Consider the following 20,602-nt stretch of genomic DNA (forward strand, 5'->3'; position numbering starts at 1 on the left):
TTGCACCCAGATTGAAATGCGACGGGAGCCAGCCAGCGCTGGACCGGGCGGCGGCGCTGCCATCTCGGTTTCGCCTTGGGGCGGCGTCGATCAACGTGCAGCTCCAAGACTGGCATCGCCATCACGAACAGCTACGTGAGCGCCACTCACCGTTGCGCGACACCGCCTGACGGCCTACCTCTGACGCGAAGGGACGGGCGATGCGCTACAAGTCACACAAGTTCTACTATGCCTCGGCACGCGGGACGGCCGAGCTCTGGCGGACTGCGGCCGGCGCTGTGCTGATCTTCATCGCCGGCATGGCGCTCTACCAACTTACCTTCGCGCTGGTCTCCAACCTGATCGGGCCGGAGGCAACCCAGGCGCTGGTCGACAACACGACCCTCGCCAAGGCGAGCCCCTTTGCCACGCTCTATATCCTGTGCGCTTTCGGCTTCTTTGCCATAGGGCTTGCGATGGTGACCCAATCGCTGCACAACCGCAGCCCGGCCACGCTCTTCGGACCCGCCGCCGCCGTCGTCTCCGACGCGCTGAGGGTGACCCTTGTCGTTGGCGCGCTCTTCGTTCTGCTCGCGCTGATCCTGCCGCGCGATGTCGAGATGATCCGCAATGCCGAGCTGACCCGCCGCGCCTGGATTGCGTTGCTTCCGGTCTCGCTGGCGGCGATCCTGTTGCAGGCGGGGACGGAAGAGCTGATCTTTCGCGGCTACCTGCAGCAGCAGCTCGCCGCGCGTTTCCCGCGCTTGCCGCTCTGGATGATCCTGCCCTCGGTGCTGTTCGGCCTCGCACATCTCTCGCCTGCCGCCGCCGGGGCCAATGCGCCCTGGTTCGCGCTCTGGGCCACGGCCTTCGCGTTCGCCGCAGCCGACCTGACGGCGCGAACGGCCTCCATCGGGGCCGCGCTTGGCTTTCACATCGCCAACAATATCGCCGCCATCCTCTTCATCTCCCTTGAAGGGGCAGGGTCCGGGCTTGCGCTTTATCATCTGCCGCTCGGGATGGACGACCCGCGCATCGCCGGCATGATGTTGCCCGAATTTGCCATGCTCTTCGTCGGCTGGCTGGCGGCGCGGCTGGCGCTGAAGGTGTGAGCCGCATGATTGCGCCCGCGCGCGGCGCGGTCTACCTATCGTTGATTGCAGTGAGGAATTTCCATGCGCACAGGTGAATTCGAAGCGTCGCTTGAAGACGCCAAACTCTATCCGCAGCTCTGGCGTCTCGTTCTGGGGATGGCGCTTATCGTCTTCATCCTCGTTTCCGGCGGAGCGATGCTGGTCGGCGCGGTCGTCGCCGTCGCGCACCAGATCGATTCGATGAACGCCGTGCATACCGGTGCCGCGCTGGCCCGTCTCCAGGCCACGGCACAGGGCTATGGCGGCATCGATACGCCCTTTGCCGTCTTCCTGCTGCTGGTGACGTTCATCGCCCTTTTCATCGGCACGCTTCTCGCCGCTGCCGCGTTCCATTTCCGGGGGCCCGGCTCGCTGTTCGGCGCATGGCCGGACTGGCTCGAAGGTTTCGGAATATCGCTCGCGGTACTGGTGCCGATCTACCTGCTGCTTTTCGGGGCTGGCTTCCTCTTCGATACGCCGGAGCCCAATCTCACGCCGGCGCGCTGGCTGGCGGTCCTGCCGGTCGCCCTGCCGCTGATCTTCATCCAGACCTCATCGGAAGAGCTGCTCTTCCGGGGCTATCTTCAGCAACAGCTCGCCGCCCGCTTCCGGGCGCGCTGGATCTGGATGGTTCTGCCCTCCATCGCCTTTGCCGCGCTCCACTACACGCCGAGTGCGGGCGCCATGCTGCCCTGGATGCTGCTCTCGGCGCTGATTTTCGGCCTCATCGCCGCCGACATCACCGAGCAGACCGGCAATCTCGGTGCCGCGATGGGCATTCATTTCGGCAATAATGTCTTCGGCATGCTCGGCATCGCCGTCGACGACACGATCACGGGGCTCGCGCTCTACGTCACCCCCGCCCCCGACTTTGCCGCCAGCGCACAATCTGTCGGAATGGGGCTGTCCATCTGCGTGGTGATTCTGGTCTGGTGGCTGACGCGGCGATTGCTGACCCGCTGAGCTGTCTTCAGCATTTGCAATTGCCCAGCGAGAGGCATATCTGGAACGCGCAACAGGCGCTGAAGGACCCCGATGAACTGGATTTCCAACTACGTCCGCCCGAAGATCAACTCGCTCTTCTCGCGCCGCGAGGTGCCGGAGAACCTGTGGACCAAATGTCCCGAATGCGGGACAATGCTGTTTCATCGCGAGCTGAAGGATAATCTCAACGTCTGCTCCAGCTGCGATCACCACATGGCGATCACGCCGCGCGAGCGTTTCGACGACCTGTTCGACGGCGGGATCTTCACCGAGGTCGAGGTGCCCGAGCCGGTTGCCGACCCGCTGCATTTCCGCGACCAGAAGAAATATCCCGACCGCATGAAAGCGGCGCAGAAGAAGACCGGCGAGACTGAGGCGATGCTTGTTGCCGAGGGCGATATGGGACGCACACCCATCGTCGCCGCCTGTCAGGATTTCACCTTCATGGGTGGCTCCATGGGCATGTATGTCGGCAACGCCATCATTGCTGCCGCTCAACGTGCCGTCGAGCTGAAGCGCCCGCTGATCCTCTTCTCCGCCGCCGGTGGAGCGAGGATGCAGGAAGGTATTCTCTCGCTCATGCAGATGCCGCGCACGACCGTTGCGGTCGAGATGCTGCGTGAGGCGGGGCTTCCCTATATTGTCGTGCTGACCCATCCGACCACCGGCGGGGTGACCGCGAGCTACGCGATGCTGGGCGATATCCATGTCGCCGAGCCCAACGCGCTGATCTGCTTCGCTGGCCCGCGGGTGATCGAACAGACCATCCGCGAGAAGCTTCCCGAGGGCTTCCAGCGGGCCGAATACCTGCTCGACCACGGCATGCTCGACCGCGTGACCCATCGCAAGGCATTGCGCGAGGAGCTGATCACCATCACCCGACTGATGCTGGGCCTGCCTCCGGCGGTGAAGGGCGACCTACCCGCGCCGAGCGACATCTCGGAAGAGGTGACGCCGGAAACGCCCGTCGAGGCCAATCCCGAAGCCGAGACGCCCGTTGACGCCGCGGCCGCATCAGAGCCGGAAACGGACAAGCCAGCGTGAGCGAGCCGGCCAGCGCCGCGCTGCTGGCGCGGATGATGGAGTTGCATCCGAGCGAGATCGAGCTCTCGCTCGACCGCACCTGGCGCCTGCTTGACGCGCTCGGAAATCCGCAGGACAAGCTGCCGCCCGTCATCCATATCGCCGGGACCAATGGCAAGGGCTCCACGCTCGCCATGATCCGCGCCGGACTGGAGGCGGCTGGCCAGCGCGTCCACGCCTATACCTCGCCGCATCTCGTCCGCTTTCACGAACGTATCCTGCTCGCGGGGGAGGAGATTTCCGAGCCGGCCCTTTGCGCCTTGCTCGAGCGCGTGCTGGAGGCCAATGCCGGTCAGTCGGTCACCTTCTTCGAGGCCACGACCTGCGCTGCATTTGCCGCCTTCGCTGATACCCCGGCGGATGCACTGCTGCTTGAGGTCGGCATGGGCGGGCGGATGGACACGACGAATGTCGTCGAGACTCCGCGCCTGACCGTGATCACCCCGGTCGCGCTCGATCACCAGTCCTTTCTTGGCGACACGGTGCCCGAGATCGCAGGCGAGAAAGCCGGGATCCTCAAGCGGCGTGTGCCCTGTATCGTCGCGCGTCAGCAGGAGGCGGCGCTCGAGGTGATCGAGGCTCGCGCCGATCGGCTTGGCGCACCGATCCTCGCCCATGGACAACACTGGCATAGCTGGGAGGAGCGCGGCCGCCTCGTCTTTCAGGACGAAACCGGCTTGCTGGATCTGCCCTTGCCCGCGCTGTCCGGCCCACACCAGATCAACAATGCCGGCACCGCGCTCGCCGCCCTGCGCGAGCTTGGTCTGTCCGAACCCGCCTGCGAGGCCGCCGTGACGCAGGTGCGCTGGTCCGCCCGCATGCAGCGCCTGACTGTCGGCCCGCTGAAGGTGGCCGCCCCGGAGGCTGAATTCTGGCTCGATGGCGGTCACAACGCCCACGCGGCCGAAGCCATCGCGGCGACGCTGCGAACCCTGCCCGCGCGCCCGACCCATCTCGTCTTCGCGCTTCTGAACAATCGTGATCCCCAGTCCTATCTCGCGCCGCTCTCCGATCTGGCCGACAGCGTCACCGCCGTCCCGATCCCGGATGAGCCCAGTGCCGCCGACCCGTCCGCTCTCGCCGAAGCGGCGCGCGCTCTGGGCCTGCCTGCTCTGGAAGCGCCGGACGTGGCCCGGGCCGTCTCCGACATCGTCCAGTCTCAGCCTCAGGCGCGCATCCTGATCTGCGGGTCGCTCTACCAGGCTGGCGCGGTCCTGCGGGAGAATGGCTGAACGCTGACCAACTCGGTTTCTGGCTGGGTCTATTGCATCAGCGGCGTGCGCCCGTCCTGCCCACGATCGGCGCCCTTTCCACGGGTGACACTCCGGAACCTGCATGCTACCCCGCGAACATGGCAGAGCTTCCCACCAAGGCCCAGCTTCTCGACTGGATCGCCGATAACCCGACACAGACTTCCAAGCGCGACATCGCCAAGGCCTTCGGGGTCAAGGGTGCGGCGCGGATCGACCTCAAGCGCCTGCTGAAGGAGCTCGAAGCCGAGGGCCATTTGCAGAAGGCGCGTCGCCACTATCGCGACCCCGACAAGCTGCCGCCCGTGACTGTGCTGACCATCCTGCCGCCCGACCGCGATGGCGATCTCTATGCCAAGCCGATGGAATGGCATGGCGAGGGGCCCGAGCCGCGCGTGCTCTACGTGGCCCGGGACAGCGACCCCGCGCTTGGCGAAGGTGATCGCATTCTCGGGCGCCTGTCCGAGATTGGCGCCGATGATTACCAATATGAGGCCCGGCTCATCCGCCGCATCGGCCACAACCCGAAAAAGATCCTCGGCGTGTACCGCAAGCGCACCGAAGGTGGCCGCATCACGCCAATCGACAAGGGCGCCGACCGCGAATGGCAGGTGCCGCCCGGCGCCACGCATGGCGCGAAAGACGGCGAGTTGGTCGAGGCCGAGCAGTCCAGCCCGCGCGGCAAGATCGGCCTGCCCACCGCGCGGATCACCGAGCGGCTCGGCGACCCTTCGGCACCGAAGGCCGTCTCGCTCATCGCCATCCATCAGCACGGCATCCCCGACGACTTCCCCGACAGCGTGATCGAGGAGGCCGATCACATGAAGCCCGCCGGCCTCTCCGGCCGCGAGGACCTGCGGGATCTGCCGCTGGTCACCATCGATCCCTCGGATGCGCGTGACCATGACGACGCCGTCTATGCCCATCCCGACGAGGATCCGGCAAACGAAGGCGGCCATGTCGTCTGGGTCGCCATTGCCGATGTCTCGCATTACGTCCGGCCCGGCAGCGCGCTCGATATTGAAGCGCGGATGCGCGGCAACTCCACCTATTTCCCCGACCGCGTTGTGCCGATGCTGCCGGACCGGCTCTCGGGCGATCTCTGTTCGCTGCATGAAGGCGTGCCGCGCGCCTGCGTTGCCGTTCGGATGCGGCTCACCGCGCAAGGTCAGAAGATCGGTCACAGCTTCCATCGCGGGCTGATGCGCTCGGTGGCCTCGCTGAACTACGAAGAGGTGCAGAAGGCGCTCGACGGCGAGCCGAATGACAAATGCGGCCCGCTGCTCGACACGATCCTGAAGCCGCTCCAGACCGCCTACCTCGCCGCCGCTCATGCCCGCGACCAGCGCCAGCCGCTGGATCTCGACCTGCCCGAGCGGCGTATCGAGTTGACCGAACAGGGCGAGGTCAAATCGGTGAACTTCAAGGAACGGCTGGAGACGCACCGTCTGATCGAGGAATTCATGGTGCTGGCCAATGTCTGCGCTGGCGAGACCCTGTCCATGAAGCGCACGCCGCTGCTCTTCCGGGTCCATGAGGAGCCGACGCCGGAGAAGATGGAAGCCCTGCGCGAGACCGCCCAGGCCTCCGGCTTCACGCTCGCCAAGGGGCAGGTGCTGCATACGCGCCACCTCAACAAGCTCCTGCATGACAGCGCCGGCTCGGACCTCTCCGAGCTGATCAACATGGCGACGCTGCGCTCGATGACTCAGGCCTATTACTCCCCCGCGAATTACGGCCATTTTGGTCTCGCGCTGAAGACATACGCGCATTTCACCTCGCCGATCCGCCGCTATTCGGACCTCATCGTCCATCGCGGGCTGATCGCTGCGCATCGCTGGGGTGGCGGACAGGCTGGCAAGCCGGACGGGCTCTCGCCGGAGGATATCGACGGTCTCGCCCAGACTGCCGAGCATATCTCCGAGACCGAACGCCGTTCGATGACCGCCGAGCGCGACACGACCGACCGCTACCTTGCCGCCTATCTCTCCGAGCGCGTGGGCAACGAGTTCACCGGCACCATCGCGGGCATCGCCCGCTTTGGCCTCTTCGTGAAGCTCGACGAGACCGGCGCGGACGGGCTTGTGCCGATCCGGTCGCTCGGCAACGAGTTCTTCCACCATGACCGCGACGCCCAGACGTTGATGGGCGCGGATTCCGGCCGTGTCATCGGGCTCGGCCAGCGCGTGACCGTGCGGCTGACCGAGGCCGTTCCGGTGACCGGCGGGCTGATGCTGGAGCTGCTGGAGATTGAGGGCGAACAGGTCAAATCGCCCGGACCGCGCGGTGGCAAGGGCGGCGGTGGCCGAGGAAAGCCGATGGGCCGCAAGCCCGGCAAGGCACGCGCCAAGACCGCGCGGGACAAGACGCGGGACAAGCGGAAGGTGACACGCAAGCGACGCTGAGGCTTCGGTAAGGGGACAGGCATGGAGGACAGTTTCCGGGACTGGCTTGCGGGCTTTCGGCGCGAGGCTACAGCCGAGGGGCTGGACTGTGCGCCGCTGGACGGGCTCGAACCGCTGCCCGAAGTCCTCCAGCGGGATCGCGGCCAGGCCGAGTTCACCCTCACGATCCGAGACTATCTCGACAGGGCCGTCAGCCCGGAACGTCTGGCGGAAGGGCGCCGGCAGGGGCAGGCGCGGTGCGGGCTGCTGACGGAGATCACGGCACGCTTCGGGGTGCCCGCAGAAATCCTGCTGGCGATCTGGGGGCTGGAGAGCAATTTCGGAGTCACTCGCGGCGACCTCCCCGCGCTCCGCGCGCTCGCGACACTCGCCTGTGACGGGCGGCGCCGGGCCTTTTTCGAGGCAGAGCTGCGCGCCGCGTTGAGGATCCTTTCCGCTGGCGATGTGGCGGCTGACGAGATGCTCGGAAGCTGGGCCGGGGCGATGGGGCATATGCAGTTCATGCCCTCGACATTTCTTGCCCATGCGGTGGATTTCGACGGCGATGGGCAGCGCGATATCTGGGCCGAAAGCCCTGTCGACGCGCTGGCCTCGGCCGCGTCCTACCTTGCCGCCGAAGGCTGGCAGAGCGGGCAGGGCTGGGCGGAAGAAACCTGCCTGCCGCAGGGCGTTGATATCGGCCTGACCGGGCGCGAGACTGCATTGCCGCTCTTGGACTGGACGCAGATGGGCCTGCGCGGACCGGGCGGTGCCGTCCACGCGGGGGCGGGGCTTGCGTCGGTCCTATTGCCGGCTGGGCATCGCGGGCCGGCCATCCTCATCCACCAGAACTTCACCGTACTGCGGCGCTACAATGCCGCCGATTCCTATGTTCTGGCGGTCGGGTTGCTCGCCGATGGCATTGCCGGCCGGCCTGGACTTCGCGCCAGCTGGCCTGCTGGGCTGACCGCGCCGAGCCGCGCCGAGATGCGCCAACTTCAGGCCGCGCTGACCGAGGCCGGGTTCGACACGCAGGGCGCGGACGGGATCGTCGGCCCCAACACCATCGCTGCTATCCGTGCATTCCAGCGCAGCCGCGGCCTGCCGCCGGACGGATACCCATCGGCTGCGCTGCTCTCCCTCTCGCGTTGAGCCCTGCAAGTCCGCCGGAAGCCGGTCGGTCAGCCGGGCCGGGATATCTCCGCAGCGGACGTCCGTACGGGCGCGGCAAGAAAGGCGGTCGAGTTTGTGGTTCTCCGGCAATATAACCTATCGGGACAGGCTTCGTGACACGACGGGGCAAGGGGGGACGCCGCATGTCCGAGCTGACAGTGACGCGATATGCCGAGATACCGGACAGTTTGCGGATCGGGCGGGCGAAGGCCTCGCCAAATCTCGGACCGCGACTGCTCTTCTTCTCCGGTGGCAGCGCCCTCAACGAGACGGCGCGGTGTCTCAAGCGCTACACGCATAACTCGATCCACCTGATAACGCCCTTCGATAGCGGCGGCTCCAGCCAGGTCCTGCGCGAGGCGTTCGACATGCCGGCCGTGGGCGATCTGCGCTCTCGCCTGATCGCACTGGCCGACGAGACGGATCTCGGCCAGCCGGACATCTTCGCTCTGTTTTCCCACCGCTTGCCCGTGGAGTCTTCCGGTGAGGCGGCGGCAGAATTCGCCGAGATCCTGTCCGGGGCGCACGAACTGACCCGGGCGGTAACGCAACCCATGCGGTCCCTGATCCTGCAACAATTGCGCAGCTTCACCGCCAAGGCGCCCGCTGATTTCGACTATCGCCGCGCCAGTATCGGCAACCTGATCATCGCCGGAGGATATTTCAGCTACGACCATGCGCTGGAGCCGACGCTGTTCTTGATGTCGCGCATGGTGGCGGTGTTGGGCAAGGTGCACGCGGTGGCCGATGTGAACCTGCATATCGGCGCCGAGTTGGAGGATGGCAGCCAGATCCATGGCCAGCGGCAGCTGACCGGCAAGGAGGTCACGCCGCTGGCGCGGCCGATCCGGAGGCTTTTCCTGTCCAATGGCACGCGCGAGTTGTCCCCGCAGGACGTGCCGCTGCCAACGCGGAACCGGCAGCTGATCGAGCGAGCGGATCTGATCTGCTACCCGCCGGGCAGCCTCTTTACCAGTGTCATCGCCAACCTCCTGCCGAGTGGGGTCGGGCGCGCCGTGGCGGCCCGTGGGGTCCCCAAGGTCTATGTGCCCAGCCTCGGTGTGGATCCGGAATGCCCCGATATGGGGCTCGCCAACCAGCTCGGCGCGCTTCTGGAGGCGTTGCGCGCTGATGCGGGGGCGGACTGTCCGGTGGCCGCGCTGGTCAATCTCGTGCTGTGCGACGCCGCGCATGTGACAGAGGGAGCGGCAGAGGAGATCGCGGCACGGTTTGGAATCGCCTGCGTTGCGGCGGACCTGACGCGGCCGGACCGTCCTGGGCGATACGACCCTGAAGCGCTCAGTGAGGCGCTGATTTCGCTGGTTTGAGATGTCCCGAGGGCGCGATTCCCGTGATGGTAGATTTTCTCGGCGAGGGTGATTTCCGCCACTTCGATCTAACCCTCTGGGAAGGTGTAATCTAATGAAGCATGTTCCGAGTTTCGTGTTACCCTTGAGGCGAGTCGCTTCGGGGAGGGGATGATTTGACGAAACTGGATTTCGTAGCGCCGCTGGACGGCGTGATGCTGCCGCTCGAACAGGTTCCGGACCCGGTCTTTGCGCAGAAGATGGTCGGGGATGGCGTTTCCATCGACCCGCTGGGCGACATGCTCCGCGCCCCCTGCGCCGGCCGCGTTGCACAGCTTCATCGCGCCGGACATGCCGTGACATTGTCGACCCCGGAAGGTGTGGAGGTGATGCTCCATATCGGGCTCGATACGGTGATGCTGAAGGGAGAGGGCTTCACGCCGCAGGTCGAGGAGGGGCAGGAGGTCGCCCAGGGCGACCCGCTGATCGGATTCGACCCGGATTTCCTGGCGACCCATGCCAAGAGCCTGCTGACCCAGGTCGTGATCACGAACTCGGATCGGTTGGCCTCGTTGGAGCCGGCACGCGGAATGGTCCGCGCCGGCACGGACCTGTTGATGTCGATCGAACTGATCGCGGCGGAGGCCGAAACAGAAAGCAGCGGCGAACAGGTTGTCTCGGAGGCAATCGTCATTCCGAACCCGACCGGGTTGCATGCCCGCCCGGCGGCCGTGTTGTCGAATATGGCGCGGAAATTCGAGGCCAAGGTGCAACTGCGGCGGGGCGAGGACGAGGCGAATGCCAAGAGCGTCGTCTCGATCATGAAGCTTAATATCGAACAGGGCGCCAAGGTGCAGCTCGTGGCCGAGGGGCCGGACGCGACCGAGGCGATTGCCACACTTGCACCGGAACTGGCGGCCGGTCTGGGCGATGAGGGCACCGCGCCCGCGCCAGCGCCCGCGACGACTGAAATCCGGCCCGAGGCGGCCCCGGTGCCGCGTCGGCGCTCCGACGATCCGAACCTGTTGCTGGGGGTCTCGGCGTCGCCGGGATTGGCTGTGGGCAGTGTCTTCCAGCTCAAGCGCGAAGAGATCGAGGTGCCCGAGACCGGGGCCGACCCGCGCACGGAGGCGCGCAAGCTCGACGAGGCGGTGAACGGCGCCCGGATTCAGCTCGAAGCGCTGCAAGCGCAGTTGCATGCCCAGGCGGACCCCGCCAAGGCGGCGATTTTCGCGGCGCATCAGGAGCTGTTGGAGGACCCGGATCTCTTTGACGTTGCCCAAAGCGCGATTGCCAAGGGCAAGAGCGCTGAGTTCGGTTGGCAACAAGCCTATACCGGGCAGGCCCTGCAACTCGAAGCGCTGCCAAATGAGTTGCTGGCGGCGCGGGCGGCGGATCTGCGCGATGTTGGCCGCCGGGTGTTGGCGATCCTGACCGGGCAGCCCATCGAGGGACCCGAAATGCCCGAGGGCACAATCCTGATCGCCGAGGAACTGACGCCCTCGGACACGGCGACGCTGGATCGCGACCGCGTGCTCGGCTTTGCCACCGTGGGCGGCGGGGCGACCAGCCATGTCGCCATTCTCGCCCGCGCGCTGGACCTGCCGGCGGTGGCCGGGATCGAACCGCAGGCGCTGGACGTACCCAACGGCACCGCGGTTGTGATCGACGGGGCGCGGGGGTCGTTGCGGCTGAACCCGGACGAGGCGGAAGTCGCCCGCATCCGCGAAGCGCGGGCGCGGGCCGAGACACGGCGCGCCGGGGAGATCGCCACGGCCCATGAGCCGGCGGTGACGACGGACGGCACCCGCGTCGAGGTGGTCGCCAATGTCGGCGGCATGAGCGAGGCGGCGGAGGCGATGCGGCTCGGGGGCGAAGGCGTTGGGCTGCTACGCTCCGAGTTTCTCTTCCTCGAACGCGCGACCGCGCCCGGAGAGGAAGAACAGGTCGATATCTATCAGGGCGTCGCCCGTGCCCTTGGCGGCAAGCCGCTGGTGATCCGAACGCTCGATGTCGGCGGCGACAAGCCCTTGCCCTACCTGCCGCTGCCACGCGAGGACAACCCGTTCCTCGGCGTGCGCGGCGTGCGGCTGGCCATCGACCGGCCGGAGATCCTGCGCACCCAGATCCGCGCCATCCTTCAGGTGACCGGCTGCGAACGGCTGGGAATGATGTTCCCGATGATCTCCACGCTGGAGGAATTCCGCTCGCTCAGGGCGGTTGTCGACGAGGAGACGGAGCGGCTCGGACAGACCGAGCCGGTGCAGGTCGGCATCATGGTCGAGGTGCCCTCGGCGGCGGTCATGGCCGAGCAATTCGCCCGCGAGGCGGACTTCTTCTCCATCGGCACCAACGACTTGACGCAATACACGCTCGCCATGGATCGCGGGCATCCCAAGCTCGCGCCGCTCGCGGATGCGATGAACCCGGCTGTGCTGAACATGATCGCCCATACCTGTCGTGGCGCGCATGCGCATGGGAAATGGGTCGGGGTTTGTGGCGGGATCGCCTCGGATCTGCAGGCGGTGCCGATCCTGCTCGGGCTTGGCGTGGACGAGTTGTCGGTCTCGGTGCCGGCGTTGCCCTCGATCAAGGCGGCAGTGCGGCGCTATTCGAGCGACGAGTGCAAGGCGCTTGCCGAACAGGCGCTGGCGGCTGACGCTGCTGCGGATGTGCGCGCGCTCGTCCCGCTGGATTACTGATTTTACGGAGAAATATCATGGCGAGTGCATTTCTCGACAGAAGCTTCGGAACGCTCCAGAAGGTCGGCAAGGCGCTTATGCTGCCGGTCTCGGTGCTGCCGGTGGCCGGCATCCTGCTCGGGGTTGGTTCCTCGATTGCCGGCGCCGAGAGCCTCGCGCCCTGGCTGATCACGCTGGGCGAGATCATGGCCGCGGCGGGCGGTGCGGTCTTCACCATCCTGCCGCTGATCTTCGCCATTGGCGTCGTCGTCGGTTTTACCAACAATGACGGCGTGGCCGCGATGTCGGCGACGGTGGGTTATTTCGTACTCGTCGCGGCGCTCGGCGTGATGGGGCTGCTTTCAATCCAGATACTCTCCCCGGTGGAGCCGATCCAGTTTCAGGGGCAGGAGGCCCATGTCGAATATGACATGGGGCGGGAAAGATTTGTCTGTCTCGACGCGGCGGGACGGACGCTGGAAAAGGTCCGGCTCGATGATCTGGAGGCCGAGATCGTTACCTGTGGCGACATCTCCATCCCCTTCACGATGCAGGACGGCGTGGCGCATTTCGACAGTGGTGAGGGCACGCCGCAGCCCTTCCCGGCCGCGCAGAGTCGAGCCGAGATCAAGCAGATCTTCGGTTTCGAGAGCATCGATACCGGCGTGTTCGGCGGTATTCTGATCGGGCTCGTGGCGGCGTCGATGTTCAACCGCTTCTTCCGGATGAAGCTGCCGGCCTATCTGGGCTTCTTCGCAGGCAAGCGCTTCGTGCCCATCGCGACCTCTTTCGCGGCGATCGGGCTGGCGGCGGTGCTGGCCATCGTCTGGCCGCCCATTGGCGCGGCAATCCGCGATTTCGGCGACTGGGCGGCTTATGGCAACCCGGCGATGGCGGCGAGCGTCTATGGTCTTGTCGAACGCTCCCTTCTGCCCTTCGGGTTGCACCATATCTGGAACGTACCGTTCTTCTTCGAGGTCGGTTCCTACACAAACCCGGATACGGGCGAGGTGGTCCACGGCATCATCCCGCGCTATTTCGCGGGCGACTATGCGGCGGCGATCCTCGGCGGCGGTTTCATCTTCAAGATGTTCGGCCTGCCTGCGGCGGCCTTTGCCATCATCCACACGGCGCGCCCGGAGAACCGGGCGCGTGTCTCGGGCATCATGATCTCGGCGGCGCTGACGGCCTTCCTGACCGGCATCACTGAACCGCTGGAATTCGCCTTCCTCTTCGTGGCGCCGCTGCTCTACGTGACCCATGCTTTCCTGGCCGGTCTGGCCTTTTTCCTGACCTATATCTTCGGGGCGCGGCTGGGCTATTCCTTCTCCCACGGCTTCATCGATTTCGCGCTGTTCTACGTGACGAATATCCGGCCCTGGGTGGTCTTCATCCTCGGGCCGATCTTCGCGGCGATCTATTACATCACCTTCCGGACGCTGATCCTGAAATTCGACTTGAAAACGCCCGGGCGCGAGGCGGCGGATGTCGAGACGGCCAGCGCGGGTGTCGCCTCGGCGGACCAGATGTCGAAGGAGCTGGTGCTGGCCTTTGGCGGGCGGTCGAACATCACGGGGCTGGATGCCTGTATCACCCGGTTGCGGATCGAGGTGGCGGATGTCGCGAAGGCGGATCAAAACAAGCTCAAGGCTCTTGGCGCGGCGGGCGTGGTTCAGGTCGGCAACAACCTGCAGGCGATCTTCGGGCCGCGCGCCGAGGGGCTGATGATCGACATGCAGGACTATCTCAGTACAGCGGGGGACGAGGCGGAGCTGCCCGAGGGCGCGTCCGCGCCGCAGGTCGTCTTCAAGCCGGACGCCGCGAAACCGCGCGTTGCCGATCCGCATGCGGCCGAAAAGGCGCAGGCCATGCTCGCCGCACTGGGCGGCGCCGGCAACGTCCGGCTGGCAGAGGCGGCTGCAGAGACTCGGTTGCGGGTGACGCTGGACGATGTCGACCGGGTGGATGAAGCGGCGCTTGAGGCAGCAGGCGTGCGCGGTGTGCTGCGGCTCGGCGATGGCCTGCTTCACCTCGTGGTCGGGCTCAACTCCGACCAATACGCGACCGAGATGAAGGCCGCGATGGCTGTGTGAGCGGGTGTGCCCGGCTATTGGTTGGGCGAACCTCCCCTCCGGCATTGGCGCTGTCGCGCCGCAACCGTTTGGGGCCGGGCGCGCGCTTCGCGCGCGTGGGATATCGGCGCGGCGGGGCGCGTGCAGGCCGATGGATGCTTCGAGCTATTTGCAATCGCCCCTGCGGCAGAACGAAACCTGTCGCCAATCGCCCGACCGGTGGCATGCTCTGTCAGGCGGTTCTTTTCGGGAAGCAAGACATGACACTCACACGACATGGCGGACAAATCCTCGTCGACCAGCTCAAGCTGCGCGGTCTCCAGCGTGTCTTCTCCGTTCCTGGCGAGAGTTTTCTCGCCGCGCTGGACGGGCTGCATGACAGCGGGATCGAGAATATCGTCTGCCGCCACGAGGGTGGTGCCGCGATGATGGCCGAGGCGCATGGCAAGCTCACAGGGCTGCCCGGCGTGGTCTTTGTCACCCGAGGGCCCGGCGCCGGCAATGCCGCCGCCGGCCTTCATGTCGCGCAGCAGGACTCGACGCCGATGATCGCCTTCATCGGCCAGATCGCCCGCCACCACCGTGACCGAGAGGCCTTTCAGGAAGTGGATTTCCCGGCCTTCTTCGGCCCCCTCGTCAAATGGGCCGCCGAGATTCGCGAGGCCGAGCGGATCCCGGAATATGTTGCCCGCGCCTGGGATGTTGCGCTGGCAGGCCGGCCGGGTCCGGTCGTGCTCAGCCTGCCTGAGGACATGCTCTCCGAGCAAGCCGAGACACGCGACATCCCGCCCACACGCCCGGCTCCGTGTCCGGATTACAGCGCCTTCGCCGACGCCGTCCTCAGGCGCCTGCGCCGTGCCGGCCGCCCGCTGGTTGTGGCTGGTGGCTCTGGTTGGTCGGCACAGGCGCTCGCCGATCTCCAGGTTTTCGCCGAGACGGCGGATCTTCCGGTTGCCGTCACCTTCCGCCGCCAGGACCATATGGACAACCGTCATGACAGCTATGTCGGCGATCTTGGCGTCGGCATGAACCCGGCGCTCGGCCAGCGACTTGCCCGCGCGGATGTTGTCCTCGCACTCGGCACACGATTGAGCGAGACTGCCACGTCCGGCTACAGCCTGCTCGACCCGCAAGCGCCCAACCCGCGCCAATGCCTGATCCATGTCCATCCCGATCCGACCGAACTTGGCCGCGTTCACCGCCCCGAGATGGCGCTCGCGGCCCCCGCTGCGGAGATCGTCTCCGATCTCGCCGCCTATGCGACACCGCTTGCCAACAGCCGGATCTGGACGGCGGAGGCCCGCGCCGACTTCGAGACCTGGCAAATACCTCAGCCCAGCCCGGGCGCGCTCCAGCAAGAGGCGGTGATTGCCTGGCTCTCGGAGACCCTGCCCGACGATGCAATCCTCACCAATGGTGCCGGAAACTACGCCGCCTGGCTGCACCGCTATTTCCGCTTCAAACGATACGGAACCCAGCTTGCGCCAACCTCCGGCTCGATGGGCTACGGCTTGCCCGCCGCGATTGCGGCCAAGTTGCAATTTCCCGAGCGTTGCGTGGTCTGTCTTGCCGGAGATGGTTGCCTGCAGATGAGCGTGACGGAGTTGTCCACCGCCGCCCAATACGGCGTCGCGATCATCGTGCTGGTGGTAAATAATGGCCGCTACGGCACGATCCGGGCGCATCAGGAGCGTCATTTCCCCGGTCGTGTCAGCGGCACGGAGCTGTTCACCCCGGACCTGCCTGCGCTCGCCCGCGCCTATGGCGGCTGGGGAGCGACGGTTTCGCGCAACGAAGACTTCCCGGCGGCCTTCGCCGAGGCAGAGGCTGCCGGGACGTTGGCCGTGCTGGATCTGCGGGTCGATCCGCAAGCCCTGTCGCCGATGATGACACTCGACGAGGCCCGGGCCAGCGGACAGGCCCGTACCGCCGCCCCGGATGCCGGAGACCCGACGCCTTAGCCGCAGGCGATCTGGTACACTTTCCCACTACCGTCGAGATAGAAATTCACCCGCAGCGGCTGGTATTCCTGCGTGACAATGGAGCCTTTCGGAACAATCCGGTAGCTCACGCCCAGACCGGCCGCATCAATCTCCGCCTGGGTCTGTCCGGTATAGCCTTGGTACAGCTCAAGCTTGCAGGTGTCGGGCAGCCGCTCGGTCAGCCCATCCGCGCCGCCCTCGATGGTCTGCGAGAAGGGATCCTCCTCGACCAGTGCCAGGGCCGGGTCGATTGCCTGCCCGTCGGGACCGATGACCGTCTCGGTGGTCGCTGCCGGGGGAAGGGTCGAGGCGACAGTCGGCGTCGGCTCGCTGATAAACATCTCCTCGGAGACCGGATTGCTTGTCGTGTCCGTGCATCCGGCCAGGGCCAGCGCCAGCGCCGAGATGAGCAGAATTCTCGCCTTCATCATATCCTCACAGTTGCAAATCGCAGGCGCATCGCCCACGGTTTTAACGCAGTCTAACGGGAGATTACGGCAATGAAAACGCGCGCCGCTGTAGCACTTGAAGCGGGCAAGCCGCTGGAAGTGATGGAAGTGAACCTCGACGGGCCGAAAGCCGGGGAGGTTCTGGTTGAAATCAAGGCGACCGGCATCTGTCACACGGACGAATTCACCCTGTCTGGCGCTGATCCGGAGGGACTTTTTCCGGCGATTCTCGGCCATGAGGGCGCGGGCGTGGTGCTCGAATGCGGCCCCGGTGTGACCTCGCTCAAACCCGGCGATCACGTGATTCCCCTCTACACCCCCGAATGTCGGGAGTGTGAATACTGCCTCAACCCGAAAACGAATCTCTGCCAGTCGATTCGCGCCACGCAGGGGCAGGGCCTGATGCCCGACGGCACATCCCGTTTCTCCATGCCGGATGGCACGCCGATCCTGCATTACATGGGCTGCTCGACCTTCGCCAACCACACCGTTCTGCCCGAGATCGCGCTGGCCAAGGTCAACCCGGACGCTCCCTTCGACAAGATCTGTTATATCGGCTGCGGCGTGACCACCGGCATCGGTGCCGTGGTGAATACCGCGAAGGCCGAACTGGGCTGCCGCGCTATTGTCTTCGGTCTCGGCGGAATCGGGCTGAACGTCCTCCAGGGCCTGCGCATGATCGGCGCGGACCAGATCGTCGGCGTCGACATCAACCCCGCAAGGGTCGAGATGGCCACCCGCTTTGGCATGACCGATTTCGTCAACCCGGCGCAGGTTGAAGGCGACCTCGTCGGCCATCTCGTCGAGCTGACTGGCGGCGGCGCGGATTACACCTTCGACGCCACTGGCAATGTGGACGTCATGCGCGCCGCGCTCGAATCGGCGCATAAGGGCTGGGGCGAATCGATCATCATCGGTGTGGCCCCCGCTGGCGCCGAGATCTCCACCCGGCCGTTCCAGCTTGTCACCGGCCGGGTTTGGCGCGGCACGGCCTTCGGCGGCGCGCGCGGCCGCACGGATGTGCCGAAAATCGTTGACTGGTACATGCAGGGCAAGATCGAGATCGACCCGATGATCACACACACACTGTCACTCGACGACATCAACACGGGGTTCGACCTCATGCATGCCGGCGAGAGCATCCGCTCCGTCGTCGTCTACTGACGCCCAGACTTCTTCTGGACAGAAATATCCCCGGAGGTCCGGGGGCAGGCAGCCCCCGGTTCTCCGCTCTCAACGGAGCCCAAATGCCCGACCAACGTCCTCTCCTCGCCATCCTCATCGACGCCGACAACACCTCGCCGCAGAACACCAAAGCGATCTTCGACGAGATCGCGTCCTATGGCGAAGCCTCCGTCCGCCGCGTTTATGGCGATTTCTCCTCGCCGCAGATGAAGGGCTGGTCCAAGGTCCAGGCCGAGTTCGGCCTTGTCCCCTTCCACCAACCGGCCAACACGGTCGGCAAGAACGCCTCCGACATCGCGCTTGTCATTGATGCGATGGACCTGCTGCACACCGGCCGCTTCGACGGTTTCGTCCTCGTCTCTTCGGACAGCGATTTCACCCGGCTGGCCAGCCGCATCCGCGAACATGGTCTGGACGTGTTTGGCATTGGGCGCCAAAAGACGCCGCAGGCCTTCCGGCAGGCTTGTAAGCGATTCATTTTCATAGAAAATATCTCGGGTGTCGAGCCAGACCCGGCCGAGAAATCCGCCCCGACCAAGGCGCCGAAATCCCGTCCGATCAACGAAGCCCGCGACCTCATTCTCAAGGCGATGGACGGGATCGACCAGGATGACGACTGGTACACGCTCGGCCAGCTTGGCCAGTTCATGACCGCCGCCAACCCGGATTTCGACACAAGGACCTATGGTAAGAAGAAGCTCTCGGAGTTGATCGAGGCGATCAAGATCTTCGAGACCCGCCGCAGCGGCTCCAACCAGCTTCAGGTTCGCCGGCTGGACTAGGCGTGGCGCGGTGACGGCACGGTCCAAGGCGATTCAAGGGAGATTACGCCACTGACGGAGCGGTTCAAACCCACTCCACATTTTCGGCCACCATCTCCGACTGTGCCGGGCTACCAGAGTCACACGCCGTAGCGTGCCAGGAACATTTCCACCGCGCCGGTGGCAACCCGGTCCCGCTCGGCCTCCGAGACCTCGCCGCAGAGCCCCATCAGGAGCCGGGGATGCAGGTCAACCTTGCACAGTTCGGTGAACTGGTCCGCGGCCAGTTCCGCGTCGGGCACCCGGAGTTTTTTTCGCGCGTTCGCCTCGTGAAAGTAGTCGATCAGCACATCGCGCGACTTGGCTGGTCCCGCCTCCCAGAACTCCCGTCCAAGCCCCGGAAACCGTTCTGTCTCGGCCACCACGATCCGAAACACCGCCCGGCCGAACTCCGAAAGGTAGAACCCCATCATCCGCTCCGCCGAGCCTCGAAGAACCTCGCCGGGCGGAAGCTCCGGGTCGATTGCCTGGATGCATTCGTCGGCCTGGCGCTGACATTGGCCGGTGGCCACTTCCATAAACAGCAACCGCTTGTCGGGGAAATAGCTGTAAAGCGTCGCCTTGGATACGCCCGCTGCCCGGGCAATGTCATCCACGCTCGCGCCTTCGAACCCGTCGCGCATGAAGACCTCCTGCGCCCCTTCGAGCACCTGGTCGAATTTCCGTCCGCGTTTGATCTGTCCGGCTGCCGCGTTCATGAAACCTCTCTTTCGTTTCAATGAATATAAACTAATCAGTTCACTTTGGGCAAGTGGAGATGATCGGCGACCTGTCCGGGCAAGAGGCAAGGCGCTTCAGATCCACCCGAAATCCGCCCCTGCATCGCGCCGATGACAGTGCGGGAATTGACCCTCTGCGCGGCTTGGGACAATTTCGGCGGCATGGAAAAACGCGCCCCGCTCATTACCCCGGTCCTTGTGGCTGGCTGCCTCATCATTCTGGTCAGCTTTGCGATCCGGGCCTCCTTCGGGGTCTTCCAGATTCCGATTGCAGAGGAGTTCGGCTGGCTGCGGGCGGATTTCTCGCTGGCCCTCGCCATCCAGAACCTCGCCTGGGGCATCAGCCAGCCGTTTTTCGGAGCCTTTGCAGAGAAATTCGGAGACCGTCGCGCCATTATAGTCGGTGCATTCGTTTATGCGGCGGGCCTGCTGCTATCTTCGCTGGCGGTCACACCTGCGCAGCACCAGGTTCTGGAGGTGCTGGTGGGCTTCGGCATCGCCGGGACCGGTTTCGGCGTCATCCTCGCCGTGGTCGGGCGCGCATCCAGTGACGAGAACCGTTCCATGGCGCTGGCTATTGCCACCGCCGCCGGCTCGGGGGGGCAGATCTTCGGCGCGCCACTCGCCGAGTGGCTGCTGTCCTTCCTGCCCTGGCAGAGCGTCTTCGTCATCTTCGCGGTTGCAATCCTGTCCACGCTTCTTGTCCTGCCAATGATGCGCTCGCCGTCCCCCGCCAGCCGGGCCGAGCTTGAGGAGAGCATGGGCGAGATCCTCGCGAGAGCCTTCCGAGATCCCTCCTACACGTTGATCTTTATCGGCTTTTTCTCCTGCGGCTATCAGCTTGGCTTCATCACCGCCCATTTTCCCGCCTTTGTCACAGAGATGTGCGGCCCGATCCAGACAGGCGGGGTACTCGACGGGCTCGGCATCAGCTCCACCAGCACGCTTGGCGCGATCGCCATCAGCCTGATCGGGGTGGCCAATATCGGCGGCACCTTGCTGGCCGGATGGCTCGGCGGCCGCCATTCGAAGAAATACCTGCTCGCCGGCATCTACACCGCACGCACCATCGTCGCTGCCGCCTTCATCCTGGTGCCGATCACGCCAGCCACGGTCGTGCTCTTCTCCATCTCCATGGGGGCGCTCTGGCTCGCCACCGTGCCGCTCACCAGCGGCCTCGTCGCCCATATCTACGGGCTACGCCACATGGGCACGCTCTACGGAATCGTCTTTTTCTCGCATCAGCTCGGCTCTTTTCTCGGTGTCTGGCTGGGCGGACGCATGTATGACCTGAGCGGCGACTACACGGCTGTCTGGTGGGTTGGCGTCGGGGTCGGCGCCTTCTCAGCGCTGGTGCATCTGCCGGTCAATGAACGGCCTCTCGGCGCGCGTCTCGCCTG

Annotated in this window: 15 protein-coding genes; 13 read left to right on the forward strand and 2 right to left on the reverse strand. The window is 65.4% G+C overall.

The annotated features are described in order from the left end of the window. Positions 1-200 precede the first annotated feature (200 nt). The 10 genes from R3X27_RS18725 (at position 201) to R3X27_RS18770 (ending at position 16,007) form a co-directional block, all read left to right on the forward strand. Positions 201-1,091, forward strand: a complete 891-nt coding sequence (locus tag R3X27_RS18725; protein ID WP_317710408.1) for a type II CAAX endopeptidase family protein — start codon at positions 201-203, stop codon at positions 1,089-1,091. Positions 1,092-1,154: 63 nt separating this feature from the next. Beyond that, positions 1,155-2,075: a CPBP family intramembrane glutamic endopeptidase gene (locus tag R3X27_RS18730; protein WP_317710409.1), complete on the forward strand. Its 921-nt coding sequence runs from the start codon at positions 1,155-1,157 to the stop codon at positions 2,073-2,075. A 72-nt stretch (positions 2,076-2,147) separates the two neighbouring features. Continuing rightward, positions 2,148-3,140, forward strand: a complete 993-nt coding sequence (gene accD / locus R3X27_RS18735) for an acetyl-CoA carboxylase, carboxyltransferase subunit beta (protein ID WP_317710410.1) — start codon at positions 2,148-2,150, stop codon at positions 3,138-3,140. Continuing rightward, on the forward strand, positions 3,137-4,411 hold the full coding sequence (locus R3X27_RS18740; RefSeq protein ID WP_317710411.1) for a folylpolyglutamate synthase/dihydrofolate synthase family protein: 1,275 nt from the start codon (positions 3,137-3,139) through the stop codon (positions 4,409-4,411). The genes accD and R3X27_RS18740 overlap by 4 nt, the downstream gene beginning before the upstream one ends. Before the next feature lie 119 nt (positions 4,412-4,530). Then, positions 4,531-6,834, forward strand: coding sequence for a ribonuclease R (gene rnr, locus R3X27_RS18745; protein WP_317710412.1), 2,304 nt, complete (start codon positions 4,531-4,533; stop codon positions 6,832-6,834). A 21-nt stretch (positions 6,835-6,855) separates the two neighbouring features. Beyond that, complete coding sequence (locus R3X27_RS18750; RefSeq protein ID WP_317710413.1) at positions 6,856-7,965, forward strand: lytic murein transglycosylase; 1,110 nt, start codon at positions 6,856-6,858, stop codon at positions 7,963-7,965. Between the two features lie 164 nt (positions 7,966-8,129). After that, the gene (locus R3X27_RS18755; protein ID WP_317710414.1) at positions 8,130-9,314 is read left to right on the forward strand and encodes a GAK system CofD-like protein; all 1,185 of its coding nucleotides are present in this window, start codon (positions 8,130-8,132) and stop codon (positions 9,312-9,314) included. A 155-nt stretch (positions 9,315-9,469) separates the two neighbouring features. Beyond that, positions 9,470-11,995, forward strand: coding sequence for a phosphoenolpyruvate--protein phosphotransferase (gene ptsP, locus R3X27_RS18760; protein WP_317710415.1), 2,526 nt, complete (start codon positions 9,470-9,472; stop codon positions 11,993-11,995). Between the two features lie 17 nt (positions 11,996-12,012). After that, positions 12,013-14,067: a PTS transporter subunit EIIC gene (locus tag R3X27_RS18765; RefSeq protein ID WP_317710416.1), complete on the forward strand. Its 2,055-nt coding sequence runs from the start codon at positions 12,013-12,015 to the stop codon at positions 14,065-14,067. Positions 14,068-14,306: 239 nt separating this feature from the next. Further along, the gene (locus R3X27_RS18770) at positions 14,307-16,007 is read left to right on the forward strand and encodes a thiamine pyrophosphate-binding protein (RefSeq protein WP_317710417.1); all 1,701 of its coding nucleotides are present in this window, start codon (positions 14,307-14,309) and stop codon (positions 16,005-16,007) included. On the opposite strand, the gene R3X27_RS18775 is transcribed toward R3X27_RS18770, so the two are convergent. Continuing rightward, positions 16,004-16,456 carry an I78 family peptidase inhibitor gene (locus R3X27_RS18775; protein ID WP_317710418.1) on the reverse strand — a complete coding sequence of 151 codons (453 nt, stop codon included), beginning with the start codon at positions 16,454-16,456 and terminating at the stop codon, positions 16,004-16,006. The two genes, R3X27_RS18770 and R3X27_RS18775, sit on opposite strands and share 4 nt — an antisense overlap. Positions 16,457-16,528: 72 nt before the next feature. On the opposite strand from R3X27_RS18775, the gene R3X27_RS18780 reads away from it, so the two are divergent. Both R3X27_RS18780 and R3X27_RS18785 read left to right on the forward strand, forming a co-directional pair. Beyond that, positions 16,529-17,641 (forward strand): S-(hydroxymethyl)glutathione dehydrogenase/class III alcohol dehydrogenase, encoded by a 1,113-nt coding sequence (locus tag R3X27_RS18780; protein ID WP_317710419.1) that lies wholly within the window; start codon positions 16,529-16,531, stop codon positions 17,639-17,641. Positions 17,642-17,724: 83 nt separating this feature from the next. Then, positions 17,725-18,444, forward strand: coding sequence for an NYN domain-containing protein (locus R3X27_RS18785; protein WP_317710420.1), 720 nt, complete (start codon positions 17,725-17,727; stop codon positions 18,442-18,444). A gap of 119 nt (positions 18,445-18,563) precedes the next feature. Here the strand turns inward: R3X27_RS18785 and R3X27_RS18790 are convergent, their stop codons facing one another. Beyond that, positions 18,564-19,181: a TetR/AcrR family transcriptional regulator gene (locus tag R3X27_RS18790; protein WP_317710421.1), complete on the reverse strand. Its 618-nt coding sequence runs from the start codon at positions 19,179-19,181 to the stop codon at positions 18,564-18,566. 183 nt (positions 19,182-19,364) lie between these two features. Here R3X27_RS18790 and R3X27_RS18795 point away from each other — a divergent pair. Beyond that, the coding region (locus R3X27_RS18795) for an MFS transporter (protein WP_317710422.1) at positions 19,365-20,602 on the forward strand (1,238 nt) is incomplete at its 3' end.

The organism is Tropicimonas sp. TH_r6 (assembly GCF_033101155.1).
Taxonomy (GTDB): Bacteria; Pseudomonadota; Alphaproteobacteria; order Rhodobacterales; family Rhodobacteraceae; genus Tropicimonas.

Bases quoted from the DNA above. Each gene is read 5' to 3' on its own strand.
- R3X27_RS18725 (WP_317710408.1), top strand. From the start codon at position 201: ATGCGCTACAAGTCACACAAGTTCTACTATGCCTCGGCACGCGGGACG.
- R3X27_RS18730 (WP_317710409.1), top strand. From the start codon at position 1,155: ATGCGCACAGGTGAATTCGAAGCGTCGCTTGAAGACGCCAAACTCTAT.
- accD (WP_317710410.1), top strand. From the start codon at position 2,148: ATGAACTGGATTTCCAACTACGTCCGCCCGAAGATCAACTCGCTCTTC.
- rnr (WP_317710412.1), top strand. From the start codon at position 4,531: ATGGCAGAGCTTCCCACCAAGGCCCAGCTTCTCGACTGGATCGCCGAT.
- R3X27_RS18750 (WP_317710413.1), top strand. From the start codon at position 6,856: ATGGAGGACAGTTTCCGGGACTGGCTTGCGGGCTTTCGGCGCGAGGCT.
- R3X27_RS18755 (WP_317710414.1), top strand. From the start codon at position 8,130: ATGTCCGAGCTGACAGTGACGCGATATGCCGAGATACCGGACAGTTTG.
- R3X27_RS18765 (WP_317710416.1), top strand. From the start codon at position 12,013: ATGGCGAGTGCATTTCTCGACAGAAGCTTCGGAACGCTCCAGAAGGTC.
- R3X27_RS18770 (WP_317710417.1), top strand. From the start codon at position 14,307: ATGACACTCACACGACATGGCGGACAAATCCTCGTCGACCAGCTCAAG.
- R3X27_RS18775 (WP_317710418.1), bottom strand. From the start codon at position 16,456: ATGAAGGCGAGAATTCTGCTCATCTCGGCGCTGGCGCTGGCCCTGGCC.
- R3X27_RS18780 (WP_317710419.1), top strand. From the start codon at position 16,529: ATGAAAACGCGCGCCGCTGTAGCACTTGAAGCGGGCAAGCCGCTGGAA.
- R3X27_RS18785 (WP_317710420.1), top strand. From the start codon at position 17,725: ATGCCCGACCAACGTCCTCTCCTCGCCATCCTCATCGACGCCGACAAC.
- R3X27_RS18790 (WP_317710421.1), bottom strand. From the start codon at position 19,181: ATGAACGCGGCAGCCGGACAGATCAAACGCGGACGGAAATTCGACCAG.